We start from the raw sequence: 26,638 nt of genomic DNA on the forward strand, positions 1-26,638 counted from the left end.
CCCTTCCATCCCCCCGACCGTGGCGTATAAAAAGATAGCGCCGGGAATCATCGCTTCCAGCATATTGGCGATAAGATATTTACGATTTAACCTTACTTCCACCAAACACCTCGCTCATCGGCATCTCGCTCAAAGCCTTGTCTATATACCCTAGTTCCTCCACGGAAAGACGGATATCCACCGCCCCCGCATTCTCCTTGAGCCTGCTGATCCGGCGTGTACCCGGAATAGGCACGATCCAGCTCTTTTTACAAAGCATCCACGCAAGGGAGATCTGTGAAGGAGTGGCATGATGCTTTTCGGCCAATCGATCGATAAGCTCAAAAAGCCTCTTATTCCTCTCAAAGCTATCCGCTTGGAATTGGGGCATAGAAGCACGATAATCAGTCTTGGCATCAAAGGTAGATGAAGCCGAATATTGGTTGGTAAGCAACCCGTTGGCCAATGGCGAGAAGGCCACCAAACCAATGCCAAGCTCCTCCAGAGCAGGAAACAGATTCTCGTTCCAACGGGCCATCATGGAATAACGGTTTTGTACGGCGGTGACCGGACATACCTTGTGCGCACGACGCAAATAATCCTCGGTCGTTTCCGAGATTCCCCAATGCAAGATCTTGCCTTCCTTGATCAACTCGCCCATCACCTCCGCCACAATCTCAGGTTCTATCTTCGGATCTATACGATGCTGGTAATAAAGGTCGATATAATCCGTTCTCAACCGGCGAAGCGAGCCCTCCACCGCTTCGCGGATAGCCCGGGGGCTGGAATCGGGAACCAGTACATGAGAGCCTGTCTCATTCTCGTTATCTATAGTAAGTCCGAATTTCGTGGCAAGTACTATCCGGCCACGATAAGGCTTGAGCGCCTCACCCAGCAGTTCCTCGTTGTCATGAGGATTATTGTCTGTTCCATATGCCTCAGCGGTATCAAACATGGTATATCCCATATCTACCGCGGCAGCAAGTAAATCGGTCATTTCCCGCCTATCACCGGGTTCGCCATACGCATGACTCATTCCCATACATCCCAAACCTATGGCAGAGCTGCGAAGCCCGCTTAATCCTAACATTCTCGATTCCATGATACTCTTGTTTTAATGGTTTTACAATCGCGAAGTTACAAGAGCGCCAAGAATGATCCCTTACAATAAATACGGATATAATTACCATTATTTCAGTTCTTACGGAAAGAGGCATTCGCACGGTCTTCATTCGGGTGATTTTGATTACTTTCGCGATCAGACAAATCGTACAGGAGAGATGGAAAATATCATCATAAAGAACACCTTACAGGAGCTTGGCGTGAATGAATACAGCGATTACCTTGCTCACGCGCTTTGTACGGAAGGCAAATGTACCTTCGTGTTTAACGGAAAGATATTCGATTTTGCCGCCGGTGATTCTATTATCATCCGCAAGGGGAAACTGGTTGAGAAGATTTCTCCATCCGTAGATTTCCGCGTCAAGGTGGTTTACGTCACACCCGCTTTCATCGAGGCTTGCACTCCCTTAAGCAACTATGGCATGAAAGGGCAACTCGCGTTATTCTTGAATCCTGTCATGCATCTTGATGGCGAGCAGGCGGCACGCCTGCTTCGTGATATGGAAAATATCGAGTTCCGGATGAGCGATAAGGAACACCATTTTTATCGAGATATCCTAATAAACGCAGTGCAAACCATGATACTCGACTTTTTCGATTTCCACTCTCATTTATATGGGGAAAAAACAATTACTACGGCCTATGCCTCCACGATGCTCCGTTTCATACAAATGCTTGAGCGGGGCGATTACCGATACAATCGCGAGGTAAGTTATTATGCATCGGAACTATGCGTCAGCCCTAAATATCTTACGGAGGTGTCGAACAAGACGAGCGGTTACTCTGCCAACTACTGGATAAACCGTTACACCATCCTTGAGATATCCCGTTTATTACGAGATAAAACCCTCACCTACGTGAATATATCCAATATGTTCGGCTTCTCCTCTCCCGCCTATTTCAGTCGTTACGTACAGACCTATCTTGGGATGAGGCCTTCGGAATATCGGGATTGACAACTTTCTGCCGGCATTTTTAAGCGAACAAATGCGACCAATCCTCCCGAGCCTGCGGCATATAGGATCTCATTCCCAATAATTCGGCCGCCCGGCAATTCACGGAGGCATCATCAATCAGCATCGTTTCTTCCGCTAAAATATTCGAATCTTTCAATACATATTCAAAAATATCCGGGTTCGGCTTCAGCATATGCAACTCGTAAGAAAGGTAAATCTTATTGAAGAAATCTTGGGCGCAAAGACCCTGGTAAGAGAAATAGGTATTTTCAGACCATTTCCAATGAAGCTCGTTCGTATTGCTCAGAAGCATCGTATTATAACGCTTACGAAGCTCCAACAGCAACCGCAACTTATTTTCCGGTACATCTCCCAGCATGGCGATCCACGCAGCGTCGATTTGATCATCGGACAAGGGCTTGCCCGACAAGGCACGAATATCATCGCGGAAACGCTCTACCGATATCATCCCTAATTCCAATCGCTCAAACAAATCCTTATGTTGGTAATTATTCGTGATCTGCTCACGGATATTCTCCACGCCCAGACTCTCGAAAGCCTCGATACAGCGGTTGCGAGTCAAGTTAATAAGCACACCGCCCAAGTCTATAATCAAATTCTTTATGCCTTCCATATCATTTCTTTTTATACCAGCTACGCCGTCTGCGATGCCGTCTTTTTTGTTGATAACGACTGATCCGCTTATAAACGACCCAGACAAACAACAGACCGAAAACAGCGAATATCAATATAACAATCCAAGAATTAAGATTGTCTCCCTTTACCCGGCTCCACATCTCCAAAACAACTTCCGTCTCGTTCCCGAAATCACGGATCATGGCACAACGCTCCACGACCTTCCGGTCCGGATATTGAGCCGGATCTATCCGGACTCGCTCCGCTCCCGGCCCGAAGAAATAACTGACATCCGAGAACTCGCTCCGTGTCGTATCGATTTTCTCCGCCAATATCTCCGGGGTAGCCACGGTACTGACATATCCGGTCACTTCCATATTACGGCAGACGATGTCCGGACGACAAAGATAATCCATAAAATAACTGGCCGCCTTTACGTTGCGAGCATATTTAGGGATCGCCCAGCCATCGTACCAGATATTACTGCCTTCTAAAGGAACCTCATATCCCAGATCCACACCTACGGCACTCGCCTCTTCCATGGCCCAGACCGCATCGCCACTCCAAGTGAAGTTCAACCACGCTTTTCCTTTCGTCATCATCTCCTTACCGAAATCGGCCTCCCAACCGGCGATATTCGGTTTCATCTCCTTCAAGTATTTCTCGGCGATAGCGATCATTTCCGGGGAGTTATCGTTCATCAATCGCTCCACCGTGATCGTACCATCTGCCAGTTCCTTCGCATGGGCGTATATGATAGCGGTCCCATAGGCGTCGCGATAACTATCCTTCATCAAGATCTTGTTCTTGAAACGAGGGTTCCATAGGCATTTCCACGACATTACCTCATCTTTCGATACATGAGCCTTATCGTATAACAAGCCGGCGGTTCCCCACATATAAGGAACTACGTAGTCGGTAGTCTTCCGCCCCGGCTGGCTTAACTTATTCAGCTCCCCTTGGATATAAGGAGAGACATTGTCGATATAATCCGGGGTCTTCCCGAAATCACGATCGATCGGCAATAGCAGGTTCTTCCTCAGCATACGCTCGATGATATACTCCGAAGGACAGATCAAGTCGAAATCCTCATGCCCCCGCTCGATCTTGGTCAACATGATCTCGTTGATATCAAAGACCTGATAGATAATTCGGACATCCTCGCCCGTTTGTTCCTTATACCATTCCGGGAAATCCGTCAAGACATCCTCATCGATATAATCTCCCCAGTTATAAATCTTTAAGATCTTGCTTCTCTCCTCGTCAGAACGCCCGCACGAAGCGAACAACCCCAGAAGCAGGGCCAAGACAGACAAGACCGATATAAACTTCTTCATTTCCATTTACGCTCGCTTCGCTTTCTCAGCACGTTTATTTATAACAATCAATAATACTAATACGGTTACGAAGATAATCGTAGAGAGGGGGCGTAACTCCGGGGTCAATCCTCCCTTCCGGGCATCTGCGTAGATAAAGGTAGAGAGAGTCTCCAAGCCTTCGTTACCAATCGTAAATATGGTCACGGCAAAATCGTCGATAGACAGCGTGAAGGCAAGGATAAAGCCACTGATCATACCCGGACGGATTTCCGGGAAGATCACTTTTCGCAAGGCCTGAAACGGGGTCGCTCCTAAATCCAACGCCGCCTCGTAAATATTTTGGTTCATCTGCTTCAAGCGGGGCATGACACTTAATACCACATAAGGCGTACAGAACGTGATATGCGCCAACACAACCGTCGTGAACCCTTGCGAGATCCCTAAACTGACAAATAACAGGAACAAGGATATACCGGTGATGATATCCGGGTTCAGCATCGGGATGTTATTGATAAAACTCACGGCGTTGCGGGCTCTTGCCTTCAGATTAAAGATCCCGATAGCGGCCACGCTCCCCAACAATGTAGACACCGTCGCGGCTATCATGGCGATAGCGAACGTATTCCAAAGGGCGCTGACCAACGAATGCTGTACGTTGCCGGCGAAAAGAGAGCTATACAATTTCGTGGAGAAACCTGTCCAGTTACCCAACACTTTTGCCTCCGTAAACGAGAAGATCATGATAATCAAGATCGGCGAGTAGAGCAATACGAGCAAAGCCCACAGATATCCTTTAGCCAAATACCTCACCATCAGATAAGCCCTCCCTCATTCGCGGAATCACTGCTCTCATTACTGAACAACCCCGTGATTCCGATTAATAATAGCATGATAAGAGAAAGCGCCGCCCCATAATTCCACATGCCGTTATTGATATTCTCCTGTATGGTCGTACCGAACAGTTTGATATTATTCATCGTTAATAACTCGGCAATGGCAAACGTAGAGATAGTCGGCATGAATACCATCATGATGCCACTTACCACTCCCGGCATGGATAGGGGGAACACAGCCTTGATAAACACCTGCAACGGGTTCGCCCCCAAATCTTGCGCCGCCTCGATCAAGCTGTGATCCATCTTCTGGAGTGTATTATAAATCGGATAGATCATGAAGGGCAGGAAGTTGTACACCATACCGAAAATCAAGGCCCCTTCCCCCAACGGGAAATTCAGGAAATCGAACAAGGCTACGGTAGCCAACGTACGGATCAAAATATTGACCCACATCGGAAGGATAAACAAGACAACCATCGTACGGGAGGTATTAAACCGGGCCTGACTCAGTATCCAAGCGGCCGGATATCCCAGCAACAGACAAAGAATAGTCGTTATCAAGGCGATCCCGACCGAATACACGAAGGTGTTTATCGCCTCGGGGTGGATCATAAACTTACGGAAATTAACGAGAGTAAACATCCCCTCGTCATTCGTAAAGGCGTAATACACGATCAAAATGAGCGGTATCACGACAAAAATGGCCAAGAACAGGACATAAGGAATAGTCCAGTTCCTCCGTCTCATGAAAAATGCAGAAAACGTATTGATCACTTCCTTCCCTTTTTAAACATGAATAACTCGAATTTTATCCGGGGCAATCGTTATGCCGACATGGTCTCCATCATCCCATACATCATTGGTATCGACAAAGATATCCTCGTCCCAGTCCGTAAACACGGTCAAATGATAATGGTTGCCTTTGTAAAGGATAAACTTCACCTCTCCGGTCAAGCGACCGTCTTCCTCGTTATCCTCCAAGATCACGTCCTTAAAATCAATCTCGACCTTAACCGGCGTATTCGGCTCTATGCCGGTTACTTCCTTACATTCGAAAGTACAACCCAGGAATTCCACGTGCGTAGCGTCGATCAGCTTTCCCTCGAAAGTATTGCAAATACGTTCCTTCCTCATCACATGGATATCGAAAGGTTTGATAAGAAGACCAACCTCACTGCCTGCCTCGAACGGATGGTAATCTTGTACCATGAACTCATATCCGTTCGGGGTTTGCACCATCATCTCATAATGTACGCCCTTGAAGATGGAGGAAGTCACCTTCCCGGTCAACATCGCCGCCTCAGACAACTCGAATATATAAATATCCTCGGGGCGCACCACAACATCTACCGGCGTCTGCTCTCCGAACCCCTCGTCCACGCATTCGAACTCATGGCCGGCGAAAGAGACTTGCTTATCCCTGATCATCGTTCCGTTCAAGATATTACTCTCACCGATAAAATCAGCGACAAATGAATTGACAGGCTCGTTATAAATATCGATCGGAGTACCGATCTGCTGGATCTTCCCCTCGCTCATGACAACGATGGTATCGCTCAATGTCAACGCCTCTTCCTGATCGTGCGTCACATACACGAAGGTAATGCCTAAAGACTTATGCATCTCTTTCAATTCCATCTGCATATCCTTACGCATCTTCAAGTCTAAGGCCGCCAACGGCTCATCCAGCAATAACACCTCCGGTTCATTCACGATGGCACGGGCTATCGCCACGCGTTGCTGCTGGCCGCCGGATAGAGAATCAACATCACGTTCCTCATAATCCGTCAATCCTACCATTTTCAGCGCTTGTTTCACTTTCTTCTCGATCGTGGCGGAAGGAAGCTTCTTTAATTTCAAGCCAAAGGCGATATTATTATACACATTCAAATGTGGAAATAAAGCATATTTCTGGAACACCGTATTTACGGGACGTTTATGCGGAGGAGTCTGCGTGATCTCTTTCCCGGCGATCGTGATAACACCTTCGGAGGCCGTCTGAAAACCAGCTATCAAACGCAATAATGTAGTCTTTCCGCAACCGGAAGGTCCCAAAATTGTTACAAACTCGCCCTTGCGGACATATAAATTTACATCATTCAGCACAGCCTTCTCCCCGAAATGTTTCGAGACATGCTCCACGCTGATAATGCAATCGGATTTTTGCATCGACATTATCCCCTAACCTATATTAGAATTAAACAAACATGAACAATGTTCTTATATTTGCGCGAATGTACAGATTTTAATAGGGTCGGGCACTATCGTTTTTACAAAATTTGACCTTACAGGCAGTGGGAAAGCTAATATTTCCCTCAGATACGGCCTTATACCGGGTGAGAAGCCTGTATTTCCCACATGCCCGGCTTCACATCGGTATAAGGCAGATATTTGGAAAACCTTCAGTTCACGCATATCCGGTAGCTACCCGATCTCAATCGGTATATAGCTTTACCGTCTTCCAATCCCACGAATGTAATACCCTCCTGTCCTTTTTCCAAACGAACGGACTTCTTGGATTCAGCGGGTAGATACAAGGTGGCTGTCGTATTCGCAGGAATAGTCGCCTCGTATGTATAACCTTTCTTTTGGACTTGCCACCCACTCTCGATACGGCCGTAAACGGAATCGTAATGCCCCCGGATAAACGAGAAGGTTCCGCCGATACGAGGCTGAAGGATGATATGCTTATAGGCGGGTTGTTCCTCGTCTCGCTGGATACCCAAGGTATAGGCCATCATCCACTCCTCGATAGCGCCATACGAATAATGGTTGAAAGAATTCATATCCACCGGACCGAAGCCATTTACCAACGTATAGGAATTCCAACGTTCCCAAATCGTGGTAGCGCCTTGCAGGACAGGATATAGCCATGAAGGGTAGGCGGTTTGCTCAAACAGCTTATAGGCGACATCATCATAGCCATTGTCGGACAATACCAAATTCAAGTAAGGTGTACCGATAAAGCCAGTCGTAAGCGTATAATTATGTTTCTCGATATTCTCCACCAGATGCCGGATCGCCAAAGGTTTGTTCTTCTCATTGAATAGGTCGAACTGGAGAGGAACCACGTAGGAGGTTTGCGTATCCACGATCTTCGCCCCGGTAGCCGCTGTACCGGGCCACATCTCCACTCGCGAACCCTGGCCAAAGATAGATTCTTCTGTGGGAGCGAACGTGCGTCCTTCCTCATTCACGAACAGGTCGTTAAAAGACCGCTTCACGTTCTCGTAGAAAGTACGGAAACGCTTTTGGTCCGCGTCCTTCCCCAAACGTTTCGCTACCTGCTCCATAATCAAGGCGTCGTAGGCAGAGTATGCGGTGTTCGTCAACATGGAATTTGTCGGTTCGATAGCCAGCCAGTCGCCGAAACCGCCGAAAGGTTGCACATAGCGTACGGCACGGCGCTCCAGGTAATCCATATAAGCGACCATGGAAGCGTAATGTTGCTCCAGAATACGCACGTCTCCGTATTGTTGATACATTTGCCACGGTACGATTATACCAGCTTCCATCCAGCCCATGGCACCTCCACCATCCTCCGCGCCATGAGGCGGGAAACCGACTACGGGTATATAGTTCGCATAACTACCGTCGTCTCCCTGATTATCCCGGACCGAGTAGAGCCAACGGGTATAGAACGGACCGACATTCATATTATAAGTAGCCGTACGAGCAAATACTTGCGCATCCCCCGTCCAGCCCATACGCTCATCCCGTTGCGGACAATCTGTCGGAACCGACAGGAAATTACCTCGTTGCCCCCAGATGATATTATTAAACAGACGGTTGACACGTTCGTCCGAGGTCTCATAACCGCTAGTCCGCGCACCGATAGATTCCAGCACTACCCCTTTCACCGCCTCCAATGGCAACGGTTTATCCAACCCGTGGATCTCCACATAACGGAAACCATGGAACGTAAAACGAGGCTCATAGGTTTCACCTGCCGCATCTCCTTTCAAGATATAACGATCCGTGGAAAGGGCGCTCCGGTAATTATCCGTATAGACTTGCCCTTTCTTCTCTTTATACATCGCGATCGTGTACGGGGCGACCGGATCGGTAGGGATCGTCTCCGGATAATTCATCTCACCGAAACGGATCGTGATTTCCTGTCCGGCCTTTCCACGGAAGGTCAGCCGGGGAACACCCACCATATTCTGTCCCATATCATAGACATAGACACCGGGGATAGGCTCTACCATAGACTGGGCGGTCAGGGTTACGTTATTCTGTATCGGGCTGCCTACATATCCTTGGATCTCCACGTTTACCGGAGGAGCGGCGAATAAGGTAGCCGGTTTCCAAGATGAATCATCAAATCCCGGCGCATCCCAACCTTTTACCTCTTTCCGGGCATCGTATTCCTCTCCATTCTGAAGGCCGTTGAAAGTGATCGGGCCCCGGTCATAACATTTCCAACTATCATCCGTAACGATTGTCTCACGAGTGCCATCGGTATATTCGATCAAGATCTTTCCTAATAAGGATTGACGGGTTCCGTATTGGTCTTGCCAACCGGTAAGGAAACCGCTATGCTCGCTCCACCATCCGGCACCCAGCATCGCCCCGATGCCATTATCACCCGGTTGTAGCATATTCGTTATATCATACGTATTATACATAATACGGTAACGATAATCCGTCCAACCCGGATTCAGATAATCTTTTCCTACTTTTTGCCCGTTAATCGAGAACTCATAGATCCCCCTGGCGGTTGCGTATAAACGGGCGCTCTTGACCGGCTTCTCTATTTTTATCGACTTCCGGAGCATGGGGGCAGATACGTTTTCGCCCGGATACCAGACATTGAGTTTTCCCTCTCCTTTCTCCACGTATGTCTCCGCGGGACTGTAAAGAAGCGTATTCCATGTATCCTCGCTGATACGCAAGTTAGAAAACGTGGCAGTCTGCCCTTTAGGTTGCCGGAAACCGATCGCATACAAACGGCAATGATAAACCAATTCTCCATTCGGATAAGGATATACGGTGAAGGCCCCTTCCTTGCCTCCCCAGAAATCACCCCGGCTTTTCCGCTCTCTCTCCTCGGGAGTCAATGAGGAATTTTCCAGAGTCTTCCCATCGATCTCTACATCTACAAAATATTTCAAGGCATATTGGGCCGTCGTCACCTTCAACCGGATATGATGTACCTTATGTTTATCCGAAGCCGGGATGATGGAGGCCAGATTCTCCTCCGCATCCCGCGTCGTTTTTCCGTCCGTGGTATGACGTAGAATGAAACGGGCATCCCCCGAACCATTTAAGTCGAGTTCGGCAGACACATAATTATTCGCGTCTCTCGACCCAAAAACAAATACGGCTTTGTCATCGCCCTCGGCTATTCGCACATCATAATCAATCACATAATGCGAGCGATATTTGGAGAGTTGTGCCTCCGACGAACCGATCCAACGGGCACCACTCCATCCGGACCCCAAAAGACCGGTCTCGAACCACGCAGGCTCGGTAGAGGTAACTTCCACTCCCGACTCATCCCATACGGAAACTTTCCAATAATAACGAGTAGAAGGTTGCAATACCTTCCCTCGATAGACAATGCCTACCGATTCTCCGGAAAGAACCTTTCCCGAGTCATAGATATAATGCCCGGTTGCCAATCGCTCTGGACTATCGGCTACCCATAACTGATAAGCCTGTTGTCCGGCCCCATAACGATCGGACTCCATTTGCCAGTTAAAACGCGGCTGGCCAACGTCAATTCCCAGTGGATTCGTTTGATACTCAACTTGCAGGTTCTTCAATACAGTGGCCGCACCCAAAGGTAACCATCCGGCCAGCAACCCTAAGATTATAGACAAAAGACATCGTGCGCTCTTCATAATACAAAGAATTAAAATGATAACGATACAAAAATATCCATTATCTTCTTAACTCCTTGTTTCATTTTTGGGAGAAGATGTAGCAGTTTTGACACTATTCAATTTTCCCCCACCCCACACCTCGCTTTCGGTATCGCGAGATACCCCGCTCATCATATTCCCCAAGACACATAAACTTTATTAATCCCTTCGTAATAAACTATCCGGATATCGAATTGTTTATGTTACATTCGCGAGTATATCATTAAAAAAGACATTTTATCATGAAGCAGGATTCAAATCATAGAGAAACAGCTTATTTCGCCTCCGGATGTTTCTGGGGAACTCAGTACCATATGGACAAAGCGAGCGGTGTGGAGGAAACCTATGTAGGTTATATGGGTGGAAAAATAGATAATCCGACTTATCCGGAAGTAAAAACAGGCATGACAGGCCATGTAGAGACCGTCAAGGTGGTATTCGATCCGTCGCGGACCAGCTATGAGGATTTACTTCGCCTTTATTTCGAGACTCATGATTTCACACAGGTGGGAGGACAAGGACCGGATATCGGCACACAATACCGCTCCGTGATTTTCTATTGTAACGAGCAGCAGAAAAAAACGGCCGAGAAATATATCGGGATATTGACAGATAAAGGATATAAAGTAGCCACAGCCTTAGAACCCGCTACCACATTCTGGGTTGGCGAGGATTATCACCAACATTATTATGATAAGAAAGGTGATACCCCCTATTGCCATATCTATCGGAAGATCTTTTAAAGCAGACTGTTGACAAGTGGCAGTTTAAATTCCAATAACAGATAATGGTCAATTGTCACTTGTCAACTACTCACTCATTCTCGTAGTTTCTCTTCTCGTCGATAATGTATTCGGGACGAGCCTTGATCTCGTCAAAAAGGATACCGACATATTGCCCTAACACGCCAACCGTCAATAACTGGACACCCCCAAAGAAAATAATAGAAGTCATGATAGAAGTCCAACCAACCTCAGCGTTACTGAAACCATAGATCTTACCCAACGTGAACCAAACAGCCAAGATGATACCGACCAATACAGATATAAATCCAAGGCTCGTCGCCAAACGCAACGGTTTCTTCGAGAAATAAAGCATCGCCGTCGACGCAAATTTCAGCATCTTACTAATCGGATATTTCGTCTCGCCGGCAATACGCGCCTCACGCTCATAATAATACGGTACCTGGTGGAAACCCACCCAGCTTATCAAGCCGCGGATATATTTTCCCCGTTCCTTAAAACGATTGAACTCATTCATCACTTTCCGGTCTACCAAACGGAAATCCCCCGTATCCAACGGGAAATGAACCTCGCTCATATAATTCATCACCCGGTAAAAAGCCTTGGAAGTGAACAGCTTGAAAAAGCTCTCTCCTTCCCGCGATTTACGGACGCAATAAACCACGTTGGCATTCTCCCTCTCCTGTATCTCCAGCAAATCCGGGATCAATTCCGGTGGATCCTGCATATCAGCGTCGATGATAACCGCCAAATCAGCGTCGCAATTATTGATACCCGCCGTTACCGCCGGCTGATGACCGAAATTACGTGAAAAATGAATCACCTTCACATGGGGATCGTTTGCGGCTATACTATTCAACAAAGACCGTGTCTTATCCTGACTACCATCATTAATATAGATAATTTCCGTAGGGTTCGGCAACTTTACCAAGACCTCTCTCGTACGCCGATAAGATTCCTCGATCACGGCCTCCTCGTTGTAGCACGGAACTATAACCGCTAACTTTTTCATGCTTCTTAAGCTCTAAAGGTATAAAACTTATTTACTAAAAAATTGATCACCGTATAGAAAACCATTCCTATCAAGTGGTTGTAGTAATGGTCGATCGTAAGCCGGGAATTCAAGATCAGTACCAATCCGTACTGTAAGGCATAACAAACAACGAAAGCGATCGTAAACCGAACCGCCCCTTTCATCCATCCGGTAGAACTTTCCTTGAAAGTCCATTGCTTGTTCCAAATGAAGCTGTTTAATATACCTGCCACATACCCCGTTAAGTTAGATAAACCTTCCCGGCATCCGAAGAGCTTCATCATCACCCAGATAACGATCATCGTTATCAAGGTATTACTCAACCCGACTACACCATACTTAATAGCTTGCTTAATCGTCTCCATTCTTATTTATAATCTCGGAAATCTCCTCCGGTGTCAATTCCTTGACATTCGTGATCGTGAAAACATTCGAGAGGAAATCGCCGTATTGGTTACATTCATTGATTACCCGGTCCAACGTAGCTTTTATATCCGTACGTACCGGGATCAAGAACACCAGTTCCACATACTGTTCACCGATCGTCAAACGTTCGATCTCGCAGTCCGCTTTCGGCATATAGTAAGCGAATTCTCGCTCAACCGTTTGTCGCTGATACTCTTGAAATGGCTTCTTGCCTTTAGACGTCATCAAAACATAGAAACGTAGCTTCTCCCCTTTTCCTCCCAAACCGGTCGAGATATAAATCTGTTTCTCATCGGAGAAATCGGATTCCAAGGAGATACGAGATTCCATCAAAGCCATATAAGCCCAATCCGTCACCTCCGGGTCCGGATGCTGGGCGTATTCTTCCAACAGGCGGTACGCACGGACGGATTTCGAGGTCGCCAATTGAGACAACAGATACCTCTTCTCGGTCTTGTCCTTGGTCTCCTCCATCAACAACGTATTGTACATGGTCTCGCACTCATCCTCCGATAAAGGGCGGGGAGGCCGGTTTTCCTTCCGTACGTTTTCCGAGTATTTGAAATACTCCATCTGAAGCTCAACCGGCACGCGCTGTTCTAGTATATGGAAATGTCCCTCCATCCTGCTGAAGGAATCACGGAACTTTTTGAATACATCACCTTCTTCTTTCATAGATCGTCTTTTTTCATTATTAAACTCCCATAAACAAGAAACAAGAACAAAGGTAATGTTTTTTCCCGAATAAATAAAAATAACGTTATTTAAGCTCCCGCATAAATCAAGAACCCAGGTCTGATCACGAGTAATACGAACATCCCGACATTCAGGCGATTGGAAATGGCAGAATCACAACGAAACAAATCACGGCGTATGTAAAACCCGGCTTTTCATAATGCCACTCATCTGCTGCAACGCCCAATCCACCAGCCCTTGGATATGGGGGATAAGGCTTGATCCTCTCTCCGTCAGGCAATATTCCACGCGGGGAGGAACTTCCGCATAGACTTTTCGTTCGATCAGGCCGTCCGATTCCAACGTGCGCAAGGTTACGGTCAGCATACGTTGCGATACATCCGCTATGGTTTTATGGATATCACTAAAACGCATGGTTCCATTGGCGCTTAAAGTGATAAGCACCAACATAGACCATTTATCTCCTAGCCGGCTCAATACGTCTCTCACGGGACAATTCCCTGTCGGATGAAAGTTTTTCATTTTTTAACCTTTTCTATTTACTTGAATATCAACGATAGTTACATCCATGTAAGTTCCTTATTTATAAGTGCCTTCTTGTTTTCTCTAAAAAAGGAACTTACTTTTACGCCACAAAAGTAATAAACTTACGAAAAATAACTATTGTCTCACTTAATAATTCATGACTATGGCAAAGAAAGTAGCAGTTTTAGCGGTAAATCCAGTAAACGGATCCGGTTTGTTCCAATATTTGGAATCATTTTTCGAGAATGGCATTACTTATAAAGTATATGCGGTAGCCGATTCAAAAGAGATCAAAACGAACTCCGGCATAGCATTGACGACAGACGACGTAATCGCTAATTTAAAAGGACGCGAAGATGAATACGACGCGATGGTATTCGCTTGCGGCGACGCAGTTCCCGTTTTCCAGCAGAACGCCAGCAAACAATACAATATTGACCTAATGGAAGTGATTAAGAATTTCGGGGAAAAGGGTAAGATTATGATCGGACATTGCGCTGCCGCCATGCTTTTCGACTTCACCGGAATCACGGAAGGAAAGAAGTTGGCGGTACATCCGTTGGCTAAACCTGCCATTAGCAAAGGACTAGCCACAGACGAGGATTCCGTAGTTGACGGCAACTTCTTCACAGCGAAAGAAGAACATTATATCTGTACTATGATGCCTCAAGTATTGGAAGTCTTGAAGAAATAAATTCGAGAACCGATAAAACCAACTATTCGGACAGGATACAAACGCAGGGGAAGGAGCATTCACATCGCTTCTTCCTTCGCGTATTTGGGGTTGATCCGGAAATCGGTTGGACACAAATATGCAAACAGCTTATTATTACCCCTTTATAAGCATGATTATATTTTCGAAAAAACATGTACGTGTTTTTCAAAAAGCTCGTACATGTTTTTCTATTAACACGTACGTGTTTTTACCCCATCATACGACAAAGGATCAGAATAGATAGAATATCCACAATAAACCTCCCTGCCGTTATGGGAATTTCCCTCATCAGACTCGCGAGGATACGAGGTTGTTTCAAAAACCAAGTCCCAACTCAAAGGCGAACCGGAAGCTCTCTGCCGAGCCAAACCAAGAATATTTAGTGGTGAACTTATTCAAGAAAGTAAGCCAGATCCCGCCACCATAAGAGGTATGCCAGCTATGGGAACGTTCGCCGGGAAACCAGACCCGTCCATAATCAAATCCCGCAAACAGGCCGTATTTTAAGGGAGTGAACGGATTCTTCAGTTTTCCCATGTCCAAACGTAAATCCGAGTATTGGTAAAAAGATTGCTTCCCGATAAAACGGTTATCACGGAATCCTCTCAAATCAATCGTGGCGGCTTGATAGAACTCGTAATCATTATCGAACAATACCGTTCCCTTCATCAAGGAGGCCCAAGTAAAACGATCCGAGAACCGAACGTTCCACGAAAGGCTTCCCTGTACATACGGGAAATTACGTTCCGGCTTTCTCAAATTCATTTTCCAACCGGCCGTCCATTCCGTTTCCAATACGGGAAGCCACGAACAGAGCCGTTTCGTTATCCGGTAAGTAGCGCCAAGACCTACGAAATAATTCGTGCGGAAAATAGGATGATCTTTTCCATAAACCGTGTAAATATACCGATCATCCGTACGTTTGGCTTTATACATATCCAAAGAACCGAAGAAAGTCAACACCTCTTCTTTCCTCAGATCCATCTCGAAGGATGGATTAAACAGATACGTCCGGAGCTTCACCCGGTTATAATTCTTTTTCTCCTCCTTATAACCCGCCGTATTATTTCCAAAACCGAAAAAGTTCTCGAAATTACGGGGTGAAGAGATCGAGGCATTCAAGTATAAACGTCTTCGACCGTCATAACCAGGGAAGATTCCCGCATACATGAACCCTTTTAAATAATTATATCCGATCCGATGCTGATAGGTAAACGGGGCCCGTTTAAAGCCATACATCGTATATGTAAAGAATGTACCCAAACTAATACCTTTATCGGAATCGTATATTCCCCACGGGGTAAAAGAGATCTTATGGTATTTTATTTTCCGGTAATCATATGTATAATCCTTATCATAGACATGTATTTTCCGGCTTCGATTCAATCGATACCGATTCTCCCCCTCTCCGGAGATCAAGTATATCGGGAAGCCTTTCCGCATATTGCCTCTCACTTCAAACGTATCGTTTCCCGCAAGCCCATATAGCCACAGTTCCTTGGTTTCCTTGCCGGAAAATTGTTGTTCCAACCTACAATCACCGGTCTCGGGATCATACATCCGTAAAACAGTCCGGTCGGGCGCCTGCCGTTCGATCAAGAAATAATCGGATCGATTGGTCCCGGCGACTACAGGTGTACGTCGCAATAAGCGATAATACCGGCCGGCAACCGCCTCCAACTCTTGCCTCCTTCGTTTCAGCTTTCGTTTGATCAGCTCTATCTCTTCATGTTTCACGCCTTCCGGCAAATAAGTGAAAGCGCTATCGATCAAAGAGTCGGTCATCTGTCTTCGGAGCTCTCGGGCCTGGCGTATCCAAACCGATTCATCGCTGCGACCCGCTACCGCCATATCCAACGCAAAAGCCAGCTTATTGATTCTCTTTATATCTTTTAAAATAAGACTATCATAATTACAAATAAAATCCAACGAGAGCATCTTCAACATTCGCTTGAACAATACTCCGTCTACCTTCGTAAAAGCATGATTCCTATCGATCACGACCGGGGTATAAATCACGCTATCATTTACGGCACGCGACTGCCATTTCCAGTTCTCGCCCGTCTTATTCCAATCCCCGATCCACATATCGAAAATACGTTCCCGAATATATAGATCTTGATCTGCCATATGGCTTTTACTCACTTGAAGGCTGTCCAGAAATTCCTCGGTGGTATACAAATCAGAACTCAAATTAACATCCGGTACATGTATCAGATTGACCAGTCTATCCAGCATATCATTATCGCCTGTCGCTGTGTCTCTCCGTGCGTGAGAAGAAACATAATAAATACGGGATGGAGAGAAACTCAATCCCGCGGATTTCGCTAAAAAATCAGCGACCACGAAGGTATAAGGATTGATTATCGTATAAGCATCTCCCAGAAACTCATCCAGATACGTGTTCTTGAAATCGGCTTTATTATATATTTCCCGGAAAAGCCTCGACTCCAAAAAACTTGTCGAGCCACCCAATGGTTTCAACAAAAACAATTGTTTACGCTTATTCTCCAGCAACCATCCATGAAAACCTTCCATCCACCCGATGACATCCATCCCGCCACCCAACGTTTCTATCGTAGCCGAAGGAACCCTAACCGGGATCGTATAGAGATGACGGTAATGCCGTCCCCACATCCAATTATATAGCTTGCTCTTGCCACTATCCGCTTGGGGATAGATAGACCTACGTACCCAATCCTGAGACTGGGAACAAAGCAAGCCGGGCATAAGCACAAAGAATATAAATATGATATATCTATAAGATGACCGCATGGGCAATTTCTTTCTGATTTTGTTTTGCTAATAACAGGGGTAAGACAAGAGTTGTTTTGTTTTTTAGCGCAAGAGAAGAATCAAGGACTCGACGTATCAACAGGCAATAATCATATATTTCGGGTAGGCAATTCTAAAATCATGCTATAAAACATTATTCAGAAAGGTTATAAATACAAAGAAGAAAGTTACTTTTACACGCAATTTCAATAATATTGATACGCATGAAGAACAAAAATACACTGTCGGGCTTGTCTGTAGCCAATTTCAGCAAGCAAATTGACGGGAAAGAAACAGCGCTTTATACCCTGTGTAACAAGGTTGGAGCAGAGCTAGCGATCACGAATTATGGAGCGAAAATCGTTTTGCTGATGGTTCCGGATAAGAATGGAAAAATGACCGATGTCGTTACCGGCCATAATTCGATTGAAGAGTACTTAACATCAGAGGAACCTTATTTCGGAGCTATTTGCGGTCGTTATGGAAATCGTATCGCCAAAGGAAAATTCATGATTGATGGAATTACTTATGACAAGTTAGCCATAAATAACGGCCCCAACAGTTTACATGGCGGTATCAAAGGATTCAACGCTGTCGTATGGGACGCCAAACAAATAGACGAACAAACCATTGAGTTGAAATATACCTCCGCTGACGGCGAGGAGGGATTCCCCGGAGAATTAAAAACAACCGTAACTTATCATCTGACCGATGAGAACGAGGTCGTTATCTCCTATCAGGCCACGACGGACAAACCTACGGTCTTAAACCTGACCAATCATTCTTACTTTAATCTATCCGGCGCTGGAGATCCTTATATAGGAGACCATATCCTCACGATCAACGCCGACTATTACCTGCCTACGGACAATACGGCGATCCCGTACGGACCCAAAGAAAAGGTAGAAGGTACACCGATGGATTTCCGGACGCCTCATGAGGTAGGTGAGCGAATCAACGACGATTTCGAGCAGCTTGTATTCGGTAAGGGATACGACCACACGTACGTATTGAACAAAGAAGGTAACGAACTTTCTTTCTGTGCCCGCTGCTCTTCCCCCAAGACCGGTATCGTAATGGAAACCTATACGACCCAACCGGGTGTGCAATTATACACAGGAAACTGGATGACCGGGAACTTCGAAGGCAAGAACGGACAACGTTACCCGGAACGGGCCGCTTTATGCCTGGAGACCCAACATTTCCCCGACAGCCCCAACAAACCGGAATATCCGACAACGGAACTCCGTCCTGGCGAGGCTTTCCAAAGTACTACTATTTATAAATTCAGTGTAGAATAAGAGAATAATCTAAGTAATCTAATAATCTAAAACAACAAAAAAGAAATGGAATCAACAGCAAAAAAGAATTACACATTGCCTATTATCATGATGGTGGCTCTCTTCTTCATGATATCTTTCGTGACGGGTCTGCAGAACCCATTCGGTATTATCGTTAAGAACCAATTCGCTGCCAGCAACTTTATGTCGCAACTGGGTAACGCGGCAAACTTTATCGCCTATGCCTTTATGGGTATCCCGGCCGGTATGTTATTGCAGAAGATCGGTTACAAGAAAACCGCTTTGTTAGCGATTATCGTAGGTTTCTGCGGCGTGGGAATCTCTTTCCTTTCCGGTGTGGTAAGCAGTTACGCGGTTTACCTGACAGGCGCATTCGTATCCGGCTTCTCCATGTGTATGTTGAATACCGTGGTAAACCCGATGCTTAACACGCTTGGCGGCGGTGGAAACAAAGGTAACCAATTGATTCAGGTAGCAGGTTCTGTAAACTCTATCGGAGCCACAATCGTTCCCGTATTGGTAGGTTATCTAATGGGTGATGTAGCCAAGGCACAGATCAGCGACGCAAATCCGGCATTGTTCTTGGCCATGGGTATTTTCGCGATCGTATTCGTGGTATTATTTATCATGGATATCCCTGAACCACACATGGTGAAAGAAGGAGACGCTCCTAAGACTCCAGACAAACACAGCGCTTTGTCTTTCCGTCATTTCATTTTAGGAACAATCGCGATTTTCCTCTATGTAGGTGTTGAGGTAGGTATCCCCAACTTCATGAATTTGTTCGCCACTTCTCCCGAGATCGGTATCGATCCTACCGTAGCCGGTTCTATCGTAGGTACATATTGGTTCTTGATGATGATCGGACGTTTGTTCGGCGCTTCTTTCGGAGCGAAGATCTCTAGTAAGACGATGTTGTCGTCGGCAGCTACAATCGGTATGATTTTCATCTTGATCGCTATTTTCGCCCCTGAGACTACGAAAGTCAGTATGCCCGTATTCTTGTCTGATATCTCCTTTGGTATGGTAGAGGTTCCGGTCGGAATCATGTTCATGGCTCTTTGCGGTCTGTGTACTTCCATCATGTGGGGCGGTATCTTTAACTTAGCGGTAGAAGGTTTGGGCAAATATACGGCAGCCGCTTCCGGAATCTTCATGGTAATGGTTTGCGGTGGTGGTATCCTTCCGTTGATCCAAGGTGCCGTAGCCGACGCAGGTGGCTTTGTCACTAGCTTCTGGGTAGTATTCTTAGGATTGGCTTATTTGCTATATTACGCTTTGATCGGTAGCAAGAACGTAAACAAAGATATTCCTGTTGAATAATAAGGACAGGACATAGTATGATAAAGAAGAAATTATCCGGCAGAGTTTTCTGAAGGGATAATTTCTTCTTGTTTATTCAATTATTTACCTTAATCAAATTAAATATCATGCAACAAGAAATCAGAACTAAATTCAAAGAGTTATTTAATACTGAAGGTAGCTTATACACATCTCCGGGACGTATTAACCTGATCGGTGAACATACCGATTACAACGGAGGATTCGTTTTTCCCGGCGCCGTAGATAAAGGGATGATCGCAGAGATCAAGCCGAATGGAACAGGTAAAGTCCGGGCTTTTTCTATCGACTTGAATGATTATACCGAATTCGGCTTGACCGAGGAGGATGCTCCTTCCGCAAGCTGGGCAAGATACATCTTCGGCGTATGCCGCGAGATAATCAAGCGCGGTGGCGCTATACAAGGTTTCGACACCGTATTCGCGGGTGATGTACCCTTGGGCGCGGGAATGTCTTCTTCCGCGGCATTGGAAAGCACGTATGCTTTTGCCTTGAACGACTTATTCTCATTGAATATCGATAAATTCGAGTTGGCTAAGATCGGTCAAGCCACGGAACATAATTATTGCGGCGTGAATTGCGGTATCATGGATCAATTCGCTTCCGTGTTCGGTAAGGCAGGAAGTTTGATTCGTCTGGATTGCCGTTCTTTGGAATATAAATATTATCCGTTTAACCCGGTTGGCTATAAACTCGTGTTATTGGATTCCGTCGTTAAGCACGAGTTGGCGTCTTCCGCCTATAATAAACGTCGCAAATCCTGCGAGAACGTGGTAGCCGCCATTCGCCGTAACCATCCGGAAGTAGAGTTCTTACGCGACGCTACGATGGAGATGCTGAACGAGGTAAAAGCGGATGTCAGCGCCGAGGATTATATGCGCGCCGAATATGTCATTGAGGAAATCCAACGTGTACTCGATGTATGTGCCGCGCTGGAGAAAGGAGACTACGAGACTGTCGGCGAAAAGATGTACGGCACTCACCACGGCATGAGCAAGCTCTATGAGGTTAGTTGCGAGGAACTGGATTTCTTGAACGATATCGCCAAGGAATGTGGCGTAACGGGTTCTCGTGTAATGGGCGGAGGATTCGGCGGTTGTACGATCAACTTGGTTAAGGATGAGCTATACGACCAATTCGTGAAGAAAGCTTTCTCCGCATACAAGGAGAAGTTTGGCCGCGAGCCCAAATTATATAATGTAGTAATCAGTGACGGAGCGCACAAACTCTGCTAATCTTTTAAATCCATAAAACGATGCCAACCGCTTTTTATCAAGATGAAGTGAAATTCTATGTTGCCGTAGATTGTATCATTCTCGGTTTTAACAATAAGGAACTAAACGTATTACTATACAAACGTTCGTTCGAGCCGATGAAAGGACAATGGTCCCTTATGGGAGGCTTCGTGAAATCCGGGGAAAGCGTGGATGAAGCGGCATCGCGGGTATTAACCGATTGTACGGGTATCGAGCGTCTTTTTATGGAACAAATAGGGGCTTACGGAGATGTATCGCGCGACCTGGGGGAGCGGGTTATCTCCGTAGCTTACTATTCTTTGGTGAACATGAATGATTTCAACCCCGAGATACTGGAAGCCCATAACGCTACCTGGACTAAGATATCCGAGCTTCCGGACCTGATCTTCGACCACAACCAGATGATAAAGGATACACTGTCTGTCCTAAAAAAGAAGGCGGCTAGCCGTCCTATCGGTTTCAATTTGCTACCCGAGCAATTCACCCTGCCTCAACTACAAACCTTGTATGAGGCGATCTACCAAACCTCCTTGGACAAACGAAATTTCCGCAAAAAGCTAAACGCCATGGCCATTCTGGAAAAGTTGGATATCAAAGACAAGAAAAGTTCTAAACGAGGGGCTTTCCTATACAAATTCAACGCAAAGAAATACAATAAACTGGTTGAGCAGGGTTTCGATTTCTCGCTCTAGCCCCCATAAATATACCTCAAATCCATTCACGCCGGACAAACCAATTACACGATAGGCTCCTATTTGTAATTCAACGCAGTTACCCCCTGTTTACCCCCCAAGATAAAAAAACAGGAACCTTTACCGAAAAGGAATTGTTTGATTGATATAACGGCTCTTACAAAGAGTTTGATTATCTTTGCAGTCAAATAATAATTCATCTGATAAAATGAACGATATTCAAGTAATGAACAAAGCAGCTGATAACATCCGTATACTGGCTGCGTCAATGGTGGAGAAGGCGAACTCCGGGCATCCGGGTGGTGCTATGGGTGGTGCAGACTTTGTTAACGTACTGTTCTCTGAGTTCTTAATATACGATCCCAAGAACCCGAAATGGGAAGGACGCGATCGTTTCTTCCTTGACCCGGGGCATATGTCTCCGATGCTTTATTCCGTACTGGCTTTAAGCGGCAAATTCACGTTGGATGAACTTCAACAGTTTCGTCAATGGGGAAGCGTTACTCCGGGGCATCCCGAGGTAGATGTAATGCGTGGTATCGAAAACACGTCCGGCCCATTGGGACAAGGACATACTTATGCGGTAGGTGCGGCTATCGCGGCTAAATTCTTGAAAGCACGTCTGGGAGAGGAAGTAATGAACCAGACTATTTACGCATATATTTCCGATGGTGGTATCCAAGAGGAAATCTCCCAAGGGGCCGGACGTATCGCCGGAACATTGGGATTAGACAACTTGATCATGTTCTACGACGCAAACAACGTACAGCTATCTACCAAGGTAGAGGAGGTCGACGCAGAGAACGTGGCTATGAAATATGAGGCTTGGGGCTGGAAAGTCATCCAAATAAACGGTAACGATGTCGATGAGATCCGTAAAGCCTTGAAAGAGGCTAAGGCCGAGATCTCCAAACCGACGTTGATTATCGGTAATACGATCATGGGAAAAGGTGCCGTCGGCGCGGATAATAGCTCCTACGAGGATAAGGTATCCACCCACGGACAACCTCTATCCGCGGCTGGAGCCTCTATCGCGGACACGATCAAGAACCTAGGAGGCGACCCAGAACATCCCTTCACGATTTTCCCCGAGGTAGCCGAATTATATGCCAAACGAGAGAAAGAGCTGGAAATAATCGTTGCCGAACGATACGCTGTAAAAGACGTATGGGCTAAAGCTCACCCGGATTTGGCGGTTAAAATGGAGCAATGGTTCTCCGGAAAGGTTCCCGAAATCGACTGGGACGCAATCGAACAGAAAGCGAACCAAGCGACCCGTGCCGCTTCCGCCACCGTATTGGGAGTACTTGCTACCCATGTGGAAAACATGATCGTCGCCTCTGCCGACCTTTCCAACTCTGATAAGACCGACGGATTCTTGAAGAAGACCCATGCTTTCGTGAAAGGTGATTTTAGCGGAGCGTTCCTTCAAGCCGGCGTAGCGGAGCTTTCCATGGCTTGTATCTGTATCGGTATGTCTCTGCACGGTGGAGTGATCGCCGCTTGCGGTACATTCTTCGTGTTCTCGGATTATATGAAGCCTGCGTTACGTATGGCCGCATTGATGGAGCAACCCGTAAAATTTATCTGGACACACGATGCTTTCCGCGTCGGAGAAGACGGACCTACGCACGAGCCGGTAGAACAAGAGGCCCAAGTACGTTTGTTAGAGAAATTGAAGAATCATAAAGGGCGCAACTCCATGTTGGTGCTTCGTCCGGCAGACGTAGAGGAAACTACGGTCGCTTGGAAACTAGCGATGGAAAATACCCATACTCCTACCGCCTTGATTCTTTCCCGTCAGAATATCACAGACCTTCCCGCTATAGAAAACCGCTATCAAGAGGCTTTGCAAGCGGAAAAGGGTGCCTATATCGTCAATGAGGACGCTAATGCGGATGTAATTCTTTTAGCTTCCGGTTCCGAGGTATCGACCTTGGTCGAGGGCGCGGCCTTACTTCGTGCCGAAGGTGTAAAGGTTCGTATCGTTTCTGTTCCTTCCGAAGGCTTATTCCGTTCACAAAGTAAGGAATATCAAGAATCCATCCTTCCCGCAGGAAGCAAGATCTTCGGTTTAACCGCAGGTCTTCCGGTCAATCTGGAAGGTTTGGTAGGTTCTAACGGTAAGGTCTGGGGACTTGATTCCTTCGGTTTCTCCGCTCCTTACAAAGTATTGGACGAGAAATTAGGCTTCACGGCTAAGAACGTTTATAACCAAGTAAAAGAATTATTAGCATAAAGATGGGTATAGTAGGTTTATGTAGCGATCACGCTGGTTTTGAGTTAAAAGAATATATAAAGACAATCCTCGATGAAAGAGGGTTGTCTTACAAAGATTTTGGGACTTATTCCTCCGATAGTTGCGATTATCCGGATTTCGCCCACCTGATGGGCAAGGCCATAGAGGATGGCGAGGTTTATCCGGGAATAGCAGTCTGTGGCACAGGCAATGGTATTAGCATGGCATTGAACAAGCATCGGGGTATCCGTGCCGCTTTATGTTGGCAAGAGGATATCGCGAAACTGGCACGCGAGCATAATGACGCGAACGTGTTATCAATGCCCGGCCGTTTTATCAGCCATGAAGAGGCTAAAAAAATCGTTGAAATATTCTTGGATACACCTTTCGAAGGTGGCCGTCACCAACGTCGCATAGACAAGATCCCTTTGTAAAGTCTGTAATAAAATCACTTTATAAATAAAGAAGGCTCTCCCATGGTTCGCTTACCATTCGGAGAGCCTTTTCGTATCACCGTTTAAACGGCAACGTACATATAATAGATGACGGATGCCAAATTTAATGACCTTCTATTACATTAAACATCTAACTTCGCTTTTTGTTCTTTCCATTTAGTTAAAAATGTACGGGCCACTGTCGGGAACAATTCCAACAACAGGATTTCTTTCTCATTATCAGCCAATAACACACCTAAATCCTCTAATACGGGATTTTCTTGCATCACATAATGCGAGCCATCGTAAGGAACCTCATTCCGTACGCCGGCGATTTCCAGCCGAAACGCCGGATCAACCGGAACCGGAGTCTTGCCATACTCTCCTTTTACCAAGGCAACGAACTGATTGGAAGGATTACTATACATCGGACGACCATCCAGCTCGTTTAACGCACAAGATACCGCCTGTGCCTCGATAATCTGGCTCGTAGGTGTTACCAACGGAGGCAAGCCGGCATCCATCCGTACTTGCGGAATCAAAGACATCGCCCTTTCCAACAAGCCGGTCTGTCCCAATTGCTTCAACCGGGTAACCATATTCGTATACATGCTTTCCGGGATCTGCGCTTTTCTCACGAGCTCATTCGGCTCCGGGAAATTAAAATACTCCTCGATCGCATGGCAATAAAGCAGCAGATCATCCTCTTTATCTTTTCTGGCAGCTTCTATGGCATCGTTAAAGAAACGATCGATCTCGGCAGGGAAACTATCCTCCAGGGGGTTAAAAGGCCTCGGGATTTTTTTCGCCGCATCGAATACAGAAAGTTCCTTACGAATCGTCAATAGCTCCTTATTGATCTTAGCGACCGCATCCATATCAATATCCAGCTCGATACCCAGTTTCTTGCAGAAAATATAGATTAGCTCTACGGCGGGAGCAGCCGATCCCCCCGCGAAATTCCAGATATTCGTATCAACGATATCCACCCCATTGATAATAGCAGATACAACCGAGGCCAATCCATAACCGGGTGTACAATGCGTATGAAAATCGACCGGGACTTTCAGTTTTTTCTTAAATAACCGTACTAACTCTGCCGCACGAGCCGGAGGAATCAGACCACTCATGTCTTTTATGGTTATCATATCAGCCCCCAGCGACTCCAGTTGGAGGGCCTTATTCAAGAAATACTCGTCCGTAAAAACAGGCTTGTGCAAAGGACGACCATGCAAGGCGGCCTTTATACGTTCCACCGGAGAATGATACGGATCTATCGTATAACAGATGGCACAATCGGCTTGTCCTCCGAATTTCTTCACATAACGAATCGTAGATCTCATGTTATCCACGTCGTTCAAAGCATCGAAAACACGCATGATATCAATGCCGGAACGAATCGAGTTACGGCAAAAACCTTCTATAATCTCATCAGGATAAGGATTATAACCGAATAAATTACGTCCGCGGGAAAGAGCGGACAACTTTGAGGAATCTCCTATTTTTTCTTTGACAATCTCTAAACGATCCCAAGGGTTCTCGCCTAAATAACGCATCACGGAATCGGGAACCGCCCCACCCCATACCTCCATGGCATAAAAGCCTGCGTCTTTATAGTAAGGAAGCACACGGTCTATTTGTGCTTGAGACATTCTTGTGGCGAATGCCGATTGCTGACCATCGCGAAGAGTTAAATCGCGAATCAATAATTTACGTATCATACCAAATTTGTTTAGATCGTTTTAGT

General features: G+C 46.1%; 22 protein-coding genes. 9 read left to right on the forward strand and 13 right to left on the reverse strand.

The window, feature by feature from the left end; all coding sequences use genetic code 11:
- Positions 1-79: 79 nt before the first annotated feature.
- Positions 80-1,081: an aldo/keto reductase gene (locus Q0110_RS00840; RefSeq protein WP_297900879.1), complete on the reverse strand. Its 1,002-nt coding sequence runs from the start codon at positions 1,079-1,081 to the stop codon at positions 80-82.
- A 52-nt stretch (positions 1,082-1,133) separates the two neighbouring features.
- On the opposite strand from Q0110_RS00840, the gene Q0110_RS00845 reads away from it, so the two are divergent.
- Positions 1,134-2,057, forward strand: a complete 924-nt coding sequence (locus Q0110_RS00845; RefSeq protein ID WP_297900882.1) for a helix-turn-helix transcriptional regulator — start codon at positions 1,134-1,136, stop codon at positions 2,055-2,057.
- Between the two features lie 19 nt (positions 2,058-2,076).
- Here the strand turns inward: Q0110_RS00845 and Q0110_RS00850 are convergent, their stop codons facing one another.
- The 6 genes from Q0110_RS00850 to Q0110_RS00875 form a co-directional block, all read right to left on the reverse strand.
- Positions 2,077-2,691, reverse strand: a complete 615-nt coding sequence (locus Q0110_RS00850; protein ID WP_297900885.1) for an HAD family phosphatase — start codon at positions 2,689-2,691, stop codon at positions 2,077-2,079.
- A gap of 1 nt (position 2,692) precedes the next feature.
- Positions 2,693-4,030, reverse strand: coding sequence for an ABC transporter substrate-binding protein (locus tag Q0110_RS00855; protein ID WP_297900888.1), 1,338 nt, complete (start codon positions 4,028-4,030; stop codon positions 2,693-2,695).
- 6 nt (positions 4,031-4,036) lie between these two features.
- Entirely contained in the window at positions 4,037-4,828 is a 792-nt protein-coding gene (locus Q0110_RS00860) for an ABC transporter permease (protein ID WP_297901357.1), read from the reverse strand.
- Positions 4,825-5,595 (reverse strand): ABC transporter permease, encoded by a 771-nt coding sequence (locus Q0110_RS00865; RefSeq protein WP_297901360.1) that lies wholly within the window; start codon positions 5,593-5,595, stop codon positions 4,825-4,827. Before Q0110_RS00865 ends, Q0110_RS00860 begins: the two co-directional genes overlap by 4 nt.
- 39 nt (positions 5,596-5,634) lie before the next feature.
- Positions 5,635-7,017, reverse strand: coding sequence for a polyamine ABC transporter ATP-binding protein (gene potA / locus Q0110_RS00870; protein WP_297900891.1), 1,383 nt, complete (start codon positions 7,015-7,017; stop codon positions 5,635-5,637).
- A gap of 233 nt (positions 7,018-7,250) precedes the next feature.
- Complete coding sequence (locus Q0110_RS00875) at positions 7,251-10,694, reverse strand: alpha-L-rhamnosidase (RefSeq protein ID WP_297900893.1); 3,444 nt, start codon at positions 10,692-10,694, stop codon at positions 7,251-7,253.
- Positions 10,695-10,957: 263 nt separating this feature from the next.
- Between Q0110_RS00875 and msrA the strand changes: the two genes are divergently transcribed.
- Positions 10,958-11,458: a peptide-methionine (S)-S-oxide reductase MsrA gene (gene msrA / locus Q0110_RS00880; protein ID WP_297900896.1), complete on the forward strand. Its 501-nt coding sequence runs from the start codon at positions 10,958-10,960 to the stop codon at positions 11,456-11,458.
- Between the two features lie 70 nt (positions 11,459-11,528).
- Here msrA and Q0110_RS00885 read toward each other — a convergent pair whose 3' ends face one another.
- From Q0110_RS00885 to Q0110_RS00900, 4 genes are all read right to left on the reverse strand, one after another.
- Complete coding sequence (locus Q0110_RS00885; protein WP_297900899.1) at positions 11,529-12,470, reverse strand: glycosyltransferase family 2 protein; 942 nt, start codon at positions 12,468-12,470, stop codon at positions 11,529-11,531.
- 5 nt (positions 12,471-12,475) lie between these two features.
- A complete protein-coding gene (locus tag Q0110_RS00890; RefSeq protein ID WP_297900901.1) occupies positions 12,476-12,856 on the reverse strand; it encodes a GtrA family protein in 381 nt (126 codons plus the stop codon).
- Complete coding sequence (locus Q0110_RS00895; RefSeq protein WP_297900903.1) at positions 12,843-13,592, reverse strand: hypothetical protein; 750 nt, start codon at positions 13,590-13,592, stop codon at positions 12,843-12,845. The genes Q0110_RS00890 and Q0110_RS00895 overlap by 14 nt, the downstream gene beginning before the upstream one ends.
- A 189-nt stretch (positions 13,593-13,781) precedes the next feature.
- Positions 13,782-14,135 (reverse strand): helix-turn-helix domain-containing protein, encoded by a 354-nt coding sequence (locus tag Q0110_RS00900; RefSeq protein ID WP_297900906.1) that lies wholly within the window; start codon positions 14,133-14,135, stop codon positions 13,782-13,784.
- 166 nt (positions 14,136-14,301) lie between these two features.
- Here Q0110_RS00900 and Q0110_RS00905 point away from each other — a divergent pair, with 166 nt between their 5' ends.
- Entirely contained in the window at positions 14,302-14,832 is a 531-nt protein-coding gene (locus Q0110_RS00905; RefSeq protein WP_297900909.1) for a DJ-1/PfpI family protein, read from the forward strand.
- Positions 14,833-15,168: 336 nt separating this feature from the next.
- Here Q0110_RS00905 and Q0110_RS00910 read toward each other — a convergent pair whose 3' ends face one another.
- Positions 15,169-17,628, reverse strand: coding sequence for a hypothetical protein (locus Q0110_RS00910; RefSeq protein WP_366139620.1), 2,460 nt, complete (start codon positions 17,626-17,628; stop codon positions 15,169-15,171).
- 224 nt (positions 17,629-17,852) lie between these two features.
- On the opposite strand from Q0110_RS00910, the gene Q0110_RS00915 reads away from it, so the two are divergent.
- The 6 genes from Q0110_RS00915 (at position 17,853) to rpiB (ending at position 24,891) form a co-directional block, all read left to right on the forward strand.
- On the forward strand, positions 17,853-18,929 hold the full coding sequence (locus tag Q0110_RS00915; protein ID WP_297900914.1) for an aldose epimerase family protein: 1,077 nt from the start codon (positions 17,853-17,855) through the stop codon (positions 18,927-18,929).
- 45 nt (positions 18,930-18,974) lie between these two features.
- Entirely contained in the window at positions 18,975-20,252 is a 1,278-nt protein-coding gene (locus Q0110_RS00920; RefSeq protein ID WP_297900917.1) for an MFS transporter, read from the forward strand.
- A gap of 107 nt (positions 20,253-20,359) precedes the next feature.
- Positions 20,360-21,505, forward strand: a complete 1,146-nt coding sequence (galK, locus tag Q0110_RS00925; RefSeq protein WP_297900920.1) for a galactokinase — start codon at positions 20,360-20,362, stop codon at positions 21,503-21,505.
- A gap of 20 nt (positions 21,506-21,525) precedes the next feature.
- Positions 21,526-22,218: an NUDIX domain-containing protein gene (locus Q0110_RS00930; RefSeq protein WP_297900923.1), complete on the forward strand. Its 693-nt coding sequence runs from the start codon at positions 21,526-21,528 to the stop codon at positions 22,216-22,218.
- A gap of 208 nt (positions 22,219-22,426) precedes the next feature.
- The gene (locus tag Q0110_RS00935) at positions 22,427-24,457 is read left to right on the forward strand and encodes a transketolase (protein ID WP_297900926.1); all 2,031 of its coding nucleotides are present in this window, start codon (positions 22,427-22,429) and stop codon (positions 24,455-24,457) included.
- 2 nt (positions 24,458-24,459) lie between these two features.
- Positions 24,460-24,891 (forward strand): ribose 5-phosphate isomerase B, encoded by a 432-nt coding sequence (rpiB, locus tag Q0110_RS00940; protein ID WP_297900929.1) that lies wholly within the window; start codon positions 24,460-24,462, stop codon positions 24,889-24,891.
- Between the two features lie 143 nt (positions 24,892-25,034).
- Here rpiB and Q0110_RS00945 read toward each other — a convergent pair whose 3' ends face one another.
- Positions 25,035-26,612: a carboxylase gene (locus Q0110_RS00945; protein WP_297900932.1), complete on the reverse strand. Its 1,578-nt coding sequence runs from the start codon at positions 26,610-26,612 to the stop codon at positions 25,035-25,037.
- Positions 26,613-26,638: the final 26 nt, after the last annotated feature.

It is taken from the genome of uncultured Parabacteroides sp. (assembly GCF_947855115.1).
Taxonomy (GTDB): Bacteria; Bacteroidota; Bacteroidia; order Bacteroidales; family Tannerellaceae; genus Parabacteroides.

What these genes read in the sequence shown, in the direction of transcription:
- galK (WP_297900920.1), top strand. Translation starts at nt 20,360, where the DNA reads ATGCAACAAGAAATCAGAACTAAATTCAAAGAGTTATTTAATACTGAA.
- Q0110_RS00890 (WP_297900901.1), bottom strand. Translation starts at nt 12,856, where the DNA reads ATGGAGACGATTAAGCAAGCTATTAAGTATGGTGTAGTCGGGTTGAGT.
- Q0110_RS00945 (WP_297900932.1), bottom strand. Translation starts at nt 26,612, where the DNA reads ATGATACGTAAATTATTGATTCGCGATTTAACTCTTCGCGATGGTCAG.
- rpiB (WP_297900929.1), top strand. Translation starts at nt 24,460, where the DNA reads ATGGGTATAGTAGGTTTATGTAGCGATCACGCTGGTTTTGAGTTAAAA.
- Q0110_RS00875 (WP_297900893.1), bottom strand. Translation starts at nt 10,694, where the DNA reads ATGAAGAGCGCACGATGTCTTTTGTCTATAATCTTAGGGTTGCTGGCC.
- Q0110_RS00855 (WP_297900888.1), bottom strand. Translation starts at nt 4,030, where the DNA reads ATGAAGAAGTTTATATCGGTCTTGTCTGTCTTGGCCCTGCTTCTGGGG.
- Q0110_RS00915 (WP_297900914.1), top strand. Translation starts at nt 17,853, where the DNA reads ATGAAGAACAAAAATACACTGTCGGGCTTGTCTGTAGCCAATTTCAGC.
- Q0110_RS00905 (WP_297900909.1), top strand. Translation starts at nt 14,302, where the DNA reads ATGGCAAAGAAAGTAGCAGTTTTAGCGGTAAATCCAGTAAACGGATCC.
- msrA (WP_297900896.1), top strand. Translation starts at nt 10,958, where the DNA reads ATGAAGCAGGATTCAAATCATAGAGAAACAGCTTATTTCGCCTCCGGA.
- potA (WP_297900891.1), bottom strand. Translation starts at nt 7,017, where the DNA reads ATGCAAAAATCCGATTGCATTATCAGCGTGGAGCATGTCTCGAAACAT.
- Q0110_RS00920 (WP_297900917.1), top strand. Translation starts at nt 18,975, where the DNA reads ATGGAATCAACAGCAAAAAAGAATTACACATTGCCTATTATCATGATG.
- Q0110_RS00840 (WP_297900879.1), bottom strand. Translation starts at nt 1,081, where the DNA reads ATGGAATCGAGAATGTTAGGATTAAGCGGGCTTCGCAGCTCTGCCATA.
- Q0110_RS00935 (WP_297900926.1), top strand. Translation starts at nt 22,427, where the DNA reads ATGAACGATATTCAAGTAATGAACAAAGCAGCTGATAACATCCGTATA.
- Q0110_RS00910 (WP_366139620.1), bottom strand. Translation starts at nt 17,628, where the DNA reads ATGCGGTCATCTTATAGATATATCATATTTATATTCTTTGTGCTTATG.
- Q0110_RS00850 (WP_297900885.1), bottom strand. Translation starts at nt 2,691, where the DNA reads ATGGAAGGCATAAAGAATTTGATTATAGACTTGGGCGGTGTGCTTATT.
- Q0110_RS00885 (WP_297900899.1), bottom strand. Translation starts at nt 12,470, where the DNA reads ATGAAAAAGTTAGCGGTTATAGTTCCGTGCTACAACGAGGAGGCCGTG.
- Q0110_RS00845 (WP_297900882.1), top strand. Translation starts at nt 1,134, where the DNA reads ATGATCCCTTACAATAAATACGGATATAATTACCATTATTTCAGTTCT.
- Q0110_RS00930 (WP_297900923.1), top strand. Translation starts at nt 21,526, where the DNA reads ATGCCAACCGCTTTTTATCAAGATGAAGTGAAATTCTATGTTGCCGTA.
- Q0110_RS00865 (WP_297901360.1), bottom strand. Translation starts at nt 5,595, where the DNA reads ATGAGACGGAGGAACTGGACTATTCCTTATGTCCTGTTCTTGGCCATT.
- Q0110_RS00895 (WP_297900903.1), bottom strand. Translation starts at nt 13,592, where the DNA reads ATGAAAGAAGAAGGTGATGTATTCAAAAAGTTCCGTGATTCCTTCAGC.
- Q0110_RS00900 (WP_297900906.1), bottom strand. Translation starts at nt 14,135, where the DNA reads ATGAAAAACTTTCATCCGACAGGGAATTGTCCCGTGAGAGACGTATTG.